The following is an 11,254-nucleotide window of genomic DNA, read 5'->3' as shown; positions in this document are numbered from 1 at the left end:
CGCGCCTACCGTGACGTGCTCCGGCCGGATACCGAGGTCGGCATCCACGCGCACGAGAACCTGTCGCTGTCGGTCGCCAACTCCGTGGTGGCGGTAGAGAACGGCGCGGCCAGGGTGGACGCCTCATTGGCAGGACAGGGCGCCGGGGCCGGGAACTGCCCGCTGGAGGCGTTCGTGGCGGTGGCGGACCTGCTGGGCTGGCGGCATGGCTGTGACCTGTTCCGGCTGCAGGACGCCGCCGACGACCTGGTGCGGCCGTTGCAGGATCGCCCGGTCCGGGTCGACCGGGAGACGCTGTCGCTCGGCTACGCGGGCGTCTACTCCAGCTTCTTGCGCCACGCGGAGGAGGCGGCGCGTCGCTACGAGCTGGATACCCGGCAGCTGCTGGTGGAGGCCGGCCGGCGCGGTCTGGTCGGCGGCCAGGAGGACATGATCACCGACATCGCGCTGGACCTCCGATCGTCGCCGACGTGAAATGTGGCAGCGGTCGCCTACGGCAGATGCGTCTAGAGGTCGACATAGAGCGCGCACAGGGCGACGTCATGGTCAACGGGAACCGATGAGGGACGGCACCCGCAGTGGCGACGTGGGCGTCGGCTCGCGGTCGTGAACCGCGCCCGATTCGCGAACTCGGGGTCACCGCGTCGCACATCGGCGCGACGAGGCGGTGGTGGCAAACGGGATCCCCATGGTCTGCCGGGACCCTTCGGCGTGCAAAATACATGGGTGAAGATCGGGATGCTTGGACCACTCGAGGTCCAAGCAGATGACGGCGCACTGGTCGACGTGCCGGGCGCCCGGTTGCGCGCGCTGTTGATCGCTCTCGCGCTCGAGCCCGGTCGCGTGGTCAAGACGACGCAACTGGTCGACTGGATCTGGGGTGAGCACCCGCCCTCCGAGGTCGGGAACGCCGTACAAGCATTGGTTTCCCGGCTGCGGCGGGTGCTGCCGGACGGGTTGGTCGAGGGGAAGTCGGGTGGGTACCGGCTGATCGTGGAACCCGACGCCGTCGACGCCATGCGATTCGAACGCCTCGTCGGCCAAGCCCGCGCCGGCGACGATCCGCAGCGTGCCCGGCTACTGCGCGAAGCCCTCGGATTGTGGCGCGGCGCGGCTATGCAGGACGTCGGTCTGCAGGACAGTGAGGCGTTCGACGCAGCGGTCACGCGGCTGGAAAGGCTGCGCCTGGCCGCCTTGGAAGATCGGTTCGAGGCGGAGATCCGCCTCGGCCGCGGTGCGGAGCTGGTCACCGAGCTGACCGAGTTGGTGGCCGTGTATCCGACACGGGAACGATTTGTCGCCGCGCTGATGCGTGCCCTCACCGCAGCCGGTCGTAGTACCGAAGCGGTGACCGTGTACCAGGACGCGCGGGAGGCATTGGCCGACGCACTGGGCGTCGACCCTTCACCGGAGCTGTCCGAACTGCACGTCGCGCTGCTGCGGGGTGAGTTGGGGCAGCGGGAGGAGGACCGAAAGACCAACCTGCGTGCCGAGCTGACCAGCTTCGTCGGGAAGGAAGCAGATGTTGCCGCGGTCAGCCGGCTCATCGGCGAACATCGGCTCACTACCTTGACCGGTCCCGGTGGCTCGGGCAAGACGAGACTCGCCACGGAAACCGCACGGACGATGACCGGCGACCTGCCGGACGGGATCTGGCTGGTCGAATTCGCCCCCATCGGCGCCGACGGTGACGTGGCTCAGACGGCGCTGGCCGGGCTCGGTCTCCGAGATGCCCTGCTCGGCGCGTCACCGAGCGCGGACCCCGTGGACGGACTGATCGCCGCGATCCGCGATCGGGAGATGCTGCTGATCCTGGACAACTGTGAGCATGTGATCGAGTCGGTGGCGGTGTTGGCCGAACGAGTGCTCGGGGAATGTCGGCGGCTGCGGATCCTGGTGACCAGCCGGGAACCGCTCGGCATCACCGGTGAGGCTTTGTGGCAGGTCGAGCCGCTGGCCCTGCCAACCGGCGCCAGTCTGTCCGAGTTCACTTCCTCGCCGGCCCTCCGGTTGCTGCGGGACCGCGCCAGCGCCGTGCGCAAGGATCTCGGGAACGACGAACACACACAGGCGTTGATGGTGCGGATCTGCCGGGCGCTGGACGGGATGCCACTGGCGATCGAACTCGCTGCTGCCCGGTTGCGCACCATGACCATCGAGCAGCTCGCCAACCGGCTCGACGACCGGTTCCGCGTGCTGACCAGCGGGAGTCGTACCGCATTGCCGCGACATAAGACATTGCGCGCGGTGGTCGACTGGAGCTGGGAACTGCTTACCGAGGCCGAGCGGACGGTGCTGCGCCGGCTGTCGGTGTTCTCGGGCGGGGCGAACCTGGAGGCAGCCGAGCGCGTCTGCGCCGGCCCGTACCTTGAGCAAGATCAGGCCGTCGAGCAGGATCAGGTGTTGGAGCTGCTCACCTCGCTGGCCGAGAAGTCGCTCCTGGTCACCGCGGGCGACGATGCCCCGCGCTATCGGATGCTCACCACGATCAAGGAGTACGCCGCGGATCGGCTCGCCGAGGCCGAGGAATCGGACCTGGCCCACCAGGCGCATCTCGCCTACTTCACCGAGCTGGCCGAGACCGCGGAGCCACATCTGCGCCGCGCCGAGCAACTGGAATGGCTCGCCAGGCTCGAAGCCGACCACGACAACCTCATTGCCGCGCTGCGGGGGGCGATCACGGTCGGTGACGCACAGGCGGCGATGCGGCTCGCGGCCGCCACCGGGTGGTACTGGTGGCTCGGCGGGCGGCGGAGCGAAGGCCTTGAGCTGCTGATCGCGGCCGCCAACCTCCCGGGCGAGGCGACCGACGACGTCCGGGCGTTGGCGTACGGGATGGTGGTGCTCTTCGTGACCTCCGGACAGGGGGACCAACACGTTGGCGCGGAGTGGATCGAAAAGGGGTATCGGTTCAGTCAGCAATCCCAGAGTGACCACCCGCTGCTGGAATTCGCAGTCCCGCTGGAACGCCTGCTGCATGCACCGGCCGAGGCATTGCCCGCGTTCGAGTCGTTGCTGGAGAGCGTCGACCCCTGGGTCGGCGCCATGGCTCGGTGGCAGGCCGGCAAGATGCGGACCATGCTCGGCCAAGACGGCGGGGACGTGGAGGCCCAGCTGGAGCTGGCGCTCGCGGAGTTCCGGACGCTCGGCGAACGGTTCGGGATGTATCTGGCCTTGTCCACCCTGGCCGGCCAACTCGCCATGCGGGGCGAATTCGCCATCGCCTGCGACTACTACGAACAAGCGATCACGGTCCTCACCGAGCTCGGCGCAGTCGAGGATGTCATCGAGGTGCGGACCCAACAGGCCCCGTTGTACTGGCTCAACGGCGATCGTGACGCCAGCGCGGCCGCCATGGCCCAGGCCGAGCGGTGCGCCGAAGGTGTCACCTGGCCGTATGCACTCGTCGCCTTGGCACTCGCCAAGGCGGGCCTCGCGCGCCGGCGCGGTGACGCCAAGGAGGCCCGCCATCAACTCGGCCTCGCGACCACCCTCATGGGCGACGCCGCGGAGCAGCCGAACGTCCGCGCACAGATCCACGACCTGCTCGGCTACCTGGCCGACGATATCCGCGAGTCCCGCACCCATCGCGTGGCTGCCTGGCAGGCGGCGTCCGAGTCGGGAGCTCCACCCGTCATCGCTCTGATGCTCGTCGGGATCGCGGACCTGGCCGTCCGCCTCGACCAGTACGAACAGGCGGCGCGGCTGCTCGCGGCCAGTGTCGGTGTACGCGGGCTGCCGGATCGCTCCCAACCGGATGCGGCCAGGATCGAGCAGGATGCGCGACGTCACCTCGGCGAAGCACGGTTCGCCGAGGTGACGCAGGAAGGTGCGCGGGCTGATTGGTCTGAGCTGGTCGAGGTCACGCTCGCGTCGTGATGGTCAGCTTGCGGCACGCTGTACGGTGATGTCGCCGTGCCGGGTGCGAGCGAACACCGCGATCTTGGCGTCGGTCGCTCGCGGCTCTCCCTGTGACGCTGGTGCTCCTTGCGAAGAGAGGAAGTTGTGCACCGCTCCTCGCTCGCTGTTGACGTCGATGGAGGCAACGGTGCCCTCACTGATGCCGACCTCGATATCTCCCGAACCGTTCTTCAGCTTTGCCCGACCGTTGGCCATCCGGCCGATCCGAATGGCGCCTCCGCCGGTCGTGGCGATGACGTCGCCATCGGCGCGGTCGATGTCGAAGTCGCAGGTGCCGCTGCTGAGATCGATGTCGGCCGACGCGTGGCCGATCCAGGCGTGCCCGCCCGCGTTCTGGAGCCCGACCGCACCCTTGACCTCGCCGATCCGCAGCTTGAACATCGCGCCTTGGATGCTGGCCCGTCCGGCGATGTGACCGATCTCGATCTCACCCGTCGAAAGGCTCGCCTGCAATGCGTCGATGCGATCCACCTGCACGCGACCCGACGCCATGTACAGCTCACAGTTACCGACTGAACCGTCAACCTGAACGCTCGAGGACCACAGGTAAGCGGCCAGGCTGGAGCCGGCGGGCAGCTCGATCGTGATGGTGACCGAGCCCTTCTTGTCCCCGGCCTTGGTCATTTTGACCGACAGCTGACCGTCGGCGAGCTCGACCTTCGTGTTCTCGGCCACCTTGACGTCTTTCCGGCTCGCCTTGTCAATGGGTTCGACCAGCACCACGGTGTCGGTCCGGTCACTAGCGGTGACCTGTACCTGTGCACCGCCGACTTCCACAGTGGCGGCTATGGGCTCCGGCGTGGCGAATGTCGTCATGACAACTCCTCGTGCTTCGTAGTCGATCAGCTGGTGGGCGCCGGCATCGGCTCGTCGTTCGCGGCTTCGGGTCAGCCCGATCACGGCCTCGCAAAGCCGTCGCCCGGGGAGGTCACGCCCGCTTGTTGAATGTGAGACTCGCCCACAGGTACCCGACGAGACCTATGCCGACGCACCAGGCGACGGCGGCGATCGCGTCGCCCGAGGACGCTGCGCCGTTGAGCAATCCGCGCAAGGTTTCGATGATCGGCGTGAACGGCTGGTACTCCGCGAACTGTCGCAGTCCCTGACCCATCATCTCCGCCGGCACGATTGCGCTGCTGAAGAACGGCAACATGACCAGCGGCACCGCGGCCATACCCGCCGTTTCCACAGACTTCGCCGCCATTCCCAACGCCACCGTGAACCAGCCGGTCGCTAAACCGAGCAGTACGACCATGCCGACCACGCCGAGCCATTCGAGGAGGCTCGCCGACGGGTTGAATCCGATCAGGAAGGCCACCCCGATGAGCGCGGCGATGGCGATCAGGTTGGTGAGCACACTGGCGACGACGTGACCGGTCAATACCGCACCGCGGGAGACGTCCATGACCTTGAACCGGTTGACGATGCCCTTTGTCATGTCGGAGCTCACCGACACCGCTACGCCGCTCAGCCCGTAACACACGGCCAGCAGGATCAATCCCGGTGTCGCGTAGTCGATGTAGTCGACGCCGACGTCGAAAGCATCTCCGAACATGTACACGAACATCAACAAGATGACGATCGGCATCAAGACCGCGTTGAACACCGAGGTCGGATTCCGGGTGATGTGTGCGAAGTTGCGACGGAACATGACTATCGAATGGGACTTGGTGCTCATTCTTTGGGTGATCACTGTGCAGCCTCCGTGGTGTGGCCCGTGAGGGCGAGGAAGACGTCATCCAGGTCGGGTGTGTGGACGGAGAATTCTTCGGCGCTGAGTGAGTACTCGTCGAGCCTGTCCAGCAGCGCCCGCAGCGAATCCGTGCCGGCATCGCTGGGAACCCGCAGGGCCAGTGCCTCGTCGTCACGGGTGACGTCGGTGAAGATCCGTGCGGCCGTGTCGAGTTCGGTGACGGTGGTGAACCGGAGCTTGATGTGCGTCCCGGGGATCTGGCGCTTGAGCTCGTCGGCAGTGCCCTGGGCGACCAGACGGCCCTGGTCGAGTACGGCGACCCGGTCGGCGAGCTGGTCGGCTTCCTCGAGGTACTGCGTGGTGAGAAAGATGGTCACGCCATCGGCCACCAGGTCACGGATGATCTCCCACATCGTGCGGCGGCTGCGCGGGTCCAGACCCGTCGTAGGCTCGTCCAGGAAGATGATCCGTGGGCTGCCGACGAGCGTCATCGCCAGGTCGAGCTTCCGGCGCATACCCCCGGAATAGGTCGACACGGGCGTCTGCGCCGATTCCACCAGCTCGAACCGTTCGAGCAGCTGAGCGACGATCCGTTTGCCCTCCGTGGCGGGGACCCCGTTCAGGTCCACCATCAGCTGCAGGTTCTCCTGTCCTGTCAGCAGCTCGTCCACCGCGGCGAACTGCCCGGTGACCCCGATCGCCGCGCGCACCGCCTTGGTCTCGGTCGCGACATCGTGGCCGGCGACACGTACGGTCCCGCCGTCGGCCTTCATCAACGTGGTCAGCACGTTCACGGCCGTCGTCTTGCCCGCCCCATTCGGGCCGAGCAGGGAGAAGACCGTGCCCGCACGGACATCTAGATCGATGCCATCGAGGACGATCTTGTCCCCGAAAGCCTTCCGCAGTCCCGAAACTGCAATCGCTGAATTCGTCATGTCATCAATGTCGCCGGCCTGTCTGACACGGACCTGACGCAGACCTGAGGCGGCCTGACATGACTACTGATGCGGCGTTTGACCGAATTCGAGCCTATCGAGGTGTCGGGTTTTCCGAACTCGCGCGTGCGATGTCGGACACGTTTCGATGCAGGGTCCGGATCGCTTCGGCGAAGGCCACGGGGTTTTCTTGCGGGGTGTTGTGGCCTGTGGCGATGCGTCGGTAGTCGACCAGGTCGGTGAACCGGGCCGCATGCGCGGCTTCGGGCTTTGTTTCCAGCACAGGGTCCTCGGTGAGATCAATGACGATCGTGGGGACGCTGATCGGAGGTGTCTGGGCGATGGTCGTCTCGCTGTCCTCGTAGACAGGGTCCCCAGCGGCCAGTCCGTATCGGTGCCGGTAGGAGTGGATGACGGTGTCGACGAAGTCCGGGTTGTCGAACGAGGCGGCGGTGGCCTCGAACGCACCGTCGGGGATGTTCCATCCGGGGGACCATTCGGTCCAGAGCTGTCTGGTCAGCTCGCGTCGGTAGCGTGCGAGCCCTGCCCGTCCGCGGTCGCTGTGGAAGTACCACTGGTACCACATCCGGCTCTCCATCGCCGGCGGATCCGGGGTGGCGGCCATAGCGGAGATGTCATGGACGTTGTATCCGCCGACGGTCACCAGCCCCGATACCGAGGAGGGCCAGAGCATAGCGGTCACACAGGCGGCCCGGCCGCCCCAGTCGAACCCGGCGACGATCGGCCGGTGCAGCCCGAGCGCGTCGATCAGCTCGTGTAGGTCATGAGCGAGCGCGGCCTGCTGTCCCGAGCGGAGTGTGTCTGCCGAGCGATATATGCTCGGCCCGAACCCACGCACGTACGGCACGACCACGCGAGCGCCGTCGGCGACCAGCTCGTCGGCGACATTCTCGTAGCAGCGAGGGTCGTAGGGAAAGCCGTGCAGCAGGACGACCGGCCAGCCGGCCGGGTCGCCGTGCTGGTGATACGCGATCTCGATCCGACTGCCGAGAACGCGGCTGACGAAGTCCACGACCGTGACGCTAGCAGCTACCGACGAGACATCGTCAATGGCGGGAGGCAGTGTGCTGGTCCCGCATGGGCATGTCCGATCCCCGACGCTACGTGCGTCAGAAGCGTGGACCGAGGAACAGGCCACCGCTTGCGTCGATGACCTGACCGGTGACCCAGCGCGCAGCGTCAGAGGCGAGAAACGCGACGACATCTGCGACGTCGTCGGGCTCGCCCAGCCGATCGAGCGCCGTCGTTGCAGTGATGAGTTCGACAAGGCCCGGAGCTTCGAAGAACGATCCGTTGGTCTCTGTCCGGGTGGCGCCGGGAGCGACCGCGTTCACCGTGATCCCTCGGACTCCGAGCTCGTTGGCCAAGGTCATGCTCATCGTCTCGACCGCGCCCTTCGTCATGGCGAAGGACGTCTGGGTGGTGTTGGCCATCCGGGTCGCCGCAGTCGAGATCGTCACGATGCGGCCGCCGTCGCGTAGCAGTGACAGCGCTCGCTGGATGATGAAGTACGGCGCTCGCACGTTCACCGCGAAGAGATGGTCGAACTCCGTGCGCGTCGTGGTTCCGAGCGGGCCGGCGGGCGGGGTCGCCGCGTTGTTGACGAGGATGTCGAGCGGCCGTCCGGCTAGGCCGGCCTCGACTCCCGCGAAGAGCGTCTCGACGTCGTCGTCCACGCCCAGCTCTGCCCGGACGGCGAACGCGGTTCCACCGGCACGTTCGATATCGTCGACCGTCGCCGTGGCACCGTCCTTGTCCATGCTGAAGTGCACGATGACCATTGCCCCGTTCGCCTCTAGCCGGGCCGCGATCGCCTGCCCGATGCCGCGCGATGCGCCTGTCACCAGAGCCGTCTTGCCGGTCAGATCACTCATGTCGCCTCTCCAGGTTGCCGATATTGTTAGCTGCTACCAATGTGTTAGTGACTAACACTACAGTAGTGTCTAACACATGCCCGACCGGAACTCAACATTGCGAGAACGACGACGAGTCGAGACACAGCGCATGATTCAGGCACACGCGGTACGCCTGTTCGTCGAGCGCGGATACGACGCCACGACCGTGACCGAGGTCGCGGAGGCCGCGGGTGTGTCCCCCATGACCGTGTATCGGCACTTCCCCACGAAGGAAGACCTCGTCCTCGTCGACCAGAACAAGCAACTCGTCGCCGAGCGGATCGTCGCGACCTCCACGGATCAACCCCTGGTACGCCGCATCGGTGACGCGCTCATCGACTCAGCAGCGACGTTGGTCAGTCGCGGCTACGGAAACGATCCGGAGGAGAACACGCAGTTCCTCCTTGCCCGCCTCCGGCTCATGATCTCGACGCCGGCTCTAAGGGCCAAGCATCTGGACAACAACTACGCCCTTCAGCAGGCGATCGTCGACGCGCTCGGGGGCGATGCCGGCGATGACGACATCGCCTTCAACGCCCATGCCGCGGCCAGCGCGTGCCTGGCAGCCATGCACACGGCATTGGTGCGCTGGGCAGAGGACGACGGACAGACCGAGCTGCCCGACATGATCGCGAAGGCGCTTACTGCCGCCTTCGGTGACGAGGTCGTTGGCACCGGCGCGGACGGGCAAGAGTGATCTTCCGGACACTCACCTCAAGCGAACGGCCAAGATGCGTGACATTCCGGGCGTAACTCCTTCAGCTGGCGCTGCAACTGCGCAGCGAGTCATCCATCAGCGCGGGCTTCGGCCATGGTCTGGGTGCCGACGACGTCGAGCAGCTTGAGCCGGTCGGCAGCCTCGCTGCCCGGTGCCGCGGTATACGCGACGATGCGCAGGTCGCTGCCGAGTGCGGCGAGCACGTCGCAGTCCAGGGCGAGTGTTCCGATGTCAGGGTGGTGGACCGTCTTGGTGTGCATCTCGTGCACGCCTACCGCTCCGGTGTCCCACAGGGCGGTGAAGTCTGTGCTGATGCTTCGCAGGTCCTCGACCAGCGAACGCACGCCGGTATCGGCTGGGTAAAGAACGGTCGCGGCCCGGAGATCGGACACCAGAGCTGCCTCGAACGCGGCTTCCTCGTCGGGAGTGTGGATGACTCGGCCCGGCAGTCCGGCGAAGTGCCGCCATACGACATTTCGCTCTCGCCCACGCAGCGAAGCGACCTCCCCGAAAAGGGCCACCCACAGCGGGTTCCACAGGATCAGGTTCCAGGCGGCGTCGTACACACTCAGCGGCACACCGTCGAGCTGGTCGAGAAGCCTGCGCACACCCGGCGGGATGTGATCGGACACCTGTTTCGGCCCCGGCACCGGCTGGCCGGCGAGCAGATAGAGGTGATCACGCTCCGCCGTCGACAACCGCAGCGCCCGGGCCAGCGCAGACAGTACCTGCGGCGACGGTGAGGTGGCCCGGCCCTGTTCCAGGCGGACGATGTAGTCAACCGACAGGCTGGCGAGCTGAGCGAGTTCCTCACGACGCAGACCGGGTGCGCGCCGTGCACCACCGGCGGAGATTCCCGCCGCAGCAGGATCCATACGATCGCGCCAGGCATGCAACGCCCGGCCCAGCTTCGTGGTTCTGCTCACCGCTCCAGTATGCGTACCATCCGCGCGTACAGCCTGGTACCGACAGTCCACCGGCTACGGCGAGGACTGTCTGTCCGGCCACGACGGACGGAGGGTGAATGCGTCTGACCCACCGATCACCGGAGTGAACACCCCATGACCACCGCACTGATCACCGGAGCCAACAAGGGCCTCGGCTTCGAGACCGCCCGTCGCCTGATCAAGGACGGGCACACCGTCTACGTCGGCGCCCGCGACATCCGCCGCGGCAGCGATGCCGCCACCGAGCTCGGCGCACGCTTCGTCCAGCTCGACGTCACCGACGAGGACTCCGTCAAGGCAGCCGCCGAGCACGTCCGCACAGAGTCCGGCCGCCTCGACATCCTCGTCAACAACGCTGGGATCGCCGGCGCTGCCAAGCTCGGCCGGGTCGGCGAGGTCACCGGAGCCGACATGCAGACCACGTTCGACACGAACGTCTTCGGCCCCGTGCGCGTCACCCGCACCTTCCTGCCGCTGCTGGAGGCGAGCGAGAACCCGGTCGTCGTCAACGTGAGCAGCGGGCTGGGCTCGATCGCAGCGACTACCGATCCCGACCGGTTCGAGTTCCAGGTGACGGTCTTGGACTACAACGCCTCTAAGACTGCGCTGGTCATGGTCACCTCGCAGTACGCCAAGGCGTATCCCGCCATCCGGTTCAACGCCGTCGATCCCGGCTACACTGCCACCGACCTCAACGGCCATCGCGGGACCCAGACCGTCGAAGAAGGCGCGGAGATCATCGTCCGTATGGCCTCCATCGGTCCCGACGGACCAACAGGCGGGTTCTTCGACCGCAACGGCCCGGCCACCTGGTGAACAACTCGCGCGGAACGCCGCCGAACGCGCTCACCGAGTGACCTTGCCGGCGCGATCGTTGTACTCCAGCGCCACTGCGATCCAGAAGGACAGCGCCTCGTCAGTCGCGACCGCGTTCTCGGCGACGCAGATCCATCCCGGCCCCATGGTCCGGCCGGCTCCCATCTGTGCCCGGCCCGCACCGGGGAGCGCGATCAGCTCTTCGCTCCGCTCGGGATCGACGCGGACCAGCAGGTCGTCGTCGCTGCGCACAGCGACGACGATCTTCTCGTTCACCATGAATGACAGGCCCCCGAACATCGACACTT

At 66.6% G+C, this 11,254-nt stretch carries 10 protein-coding genes and 1 pseudogene; 4 read left to right on the top strand and 7 right to left on the bottom strand.

Annotated features, from left to right (window positions below; genetic code table 11):
* Both ELR45_RS40905 and ELR45_RS14740 read left to right on the top strand, forming a co-directional pair.
* Window positions 1-474: pseudogene (locus ELR45_RS40905) on the top strand (4-hydroxy-2-oxovalerate aldolase); the annotation flags it as partial.
* Window positions 475-726: 252 nt separating this feature from the next.
* The gene (locus tag ELR45_RS14740; protein WP_129667070.1) at window positions 727-3,879 is read left to right on the top strand and encodes an AfsR/SARP family transcriptional regulator; all 3,153 of its coding nucleotides are present in this window, start codon (window positions 727-729) and stop codon (window positions 3,877-3,879) included.
* 3 nt (window positions 3,880-3,882) lie between these two features.
* On the opposite strand, the gene ELR45_RS14735 is transcribed toward ELR45_RS14740, so the two are convergent.
* The 5 genes from ELR45_RS14735 to ELR45_RS14715 all read right to left on the bottom strand — a co-directional run bounded on the left by ELR45_RS14735 (window position 3,883) and on the right by ELR45_RS14715 (window position 8,444).
* Entirely contained in the window at window positions 3,883-4,737 is an 855-nt protein-coding gene (locus tag ELR45_RS14735) for a DUF4097 family beta strand repeat-containing protein (protein WP_129667069.1), read from the bottom strand.
* A gap of 112 nt (window positions 4,738-4,849) precedes the next feature.
* The gene (locus ELR45_RS14730) at window positions 4,850-5,599 is read right to left on the bottom strand and encodes an ABC transporter permease (RefSeq protein ID WP_129667068.1); all 750 of its coding nucleotides are present in this window, start codon (window positions 5,597-5,599) and stop codon (window positions 4,850-4,852) included.
* A gap of 11 nt (window positions 5,600-5,610) precedes the next feature.
* Window positions 5,611-6,549, bottom strand: coding sequence for an ATP-binding cassette domain-containing protein (locus tag ELR45_RS14725; RefSeq protein ID WP_129667067.1), 939 nt, complete (start codon window positions 6,547-6,549; stop codon window positions 5,611-5,613).
* Window positions 6,550-6,643: 94 nt separating this feature from the next.
* Entirely contained in the window at window positions 6,644-7,582 is a 939-nt protein-coding gene (locus tag ELR45_RS14720; protein ID WP_205856601.1) for an alpha/beta fold hydrolase, read from the bottom strand.
* 97 nt (window positions 7,583-7,679) lie between these two features.
* Entirely contained in the window at window positions 7,680-8,444 is a 765-nt protein-coding gene (locus tag ELR45_RS14715; protein ID WP_129667065.1) for an SDR family oxidoreductase, read from the bottom strand.
* A 76-nt stretch (window positions 8,445-8,520) separates the two neighbouring features.
* Here ELR45_RS14715 and ELR45_RS14710 point away from each other — a divergent pair, with 76 nt between their 5' ends.
* The gene (locus ELR45_RS14710; protein ID WP_129667064.1) at window positions 8,521-9,162 is read left to right on the top strand and encodes a TetR/AcrR family transcriptional regulator; all 642 of its coding nucleotides are present in this window, start codon (window positions 8,521-8,523) and stop codon (window positions 9,160-9,162) included.
* Window positions 9,163-9,251: 89 nt separating this feature from the next.
* On the opposite strand, the gene ELR45_RS14705 is transcribed toward ELR45_RS14710, so the two are convergent.
* Window positions 9,252-10,109: a helix-turn-helix transcriptional regulator gene (locus tag ELR45_RS14705; protein ID WP_129667063.1), complete on the bottom strand. Its 858-nt coding sequence runs from the start codon at window positions 10,107-10,109 to the stop codon at window positions 9,252-9,254.
* Window positions 10,110-10,244: 135 nt separating this feature from the next.
* Here ELR45_RS14705 and ELR45_RS14700 point away from each other — a divergent pair, with 135 nt between their 5' ends.
* Complete coding sequence (locus ELR45_RS14700; RefSeq protein WP_129667062.1) at window positions 10,245-10,946, top strand: SDR family oxidoreductase; 702 nt, start codon at window positions 10,245-10,247, stop codon at window positions 10,944-10,946.
* Window positions 10,947-10,976: 30 nt separating this feature from the next.
* On the opposite strand, the gene ELR45_RS14695 is transcribed toward ELR45_RS14700, so the two are convergent.
* Window positions 10,977-11,254 (bottom strand): TfoX/Sxy family protein (locus ELR45_RS14695; RefSeq protein ID WP_165367780.1); only part of this gene is annotated, 278 nt, incomplete at its 5' end.

This window comes from Phytoactinopolyspora endophytica (assembly GCF_004138495.1).
GTDB classification, from domain to species: domain Bacteria; phylum Actinomycetota; class Actinomycetes; order Jiangellales; family Jiangellaceae; genus Phytoactinopolyspora; species Phytoactinopolyspora endophytica.
The sequence above is the reverse complement of the archived record's forward strand: the minus strand, read 5'-3'. Positions and strand labels throughout refer to the sequence as shown.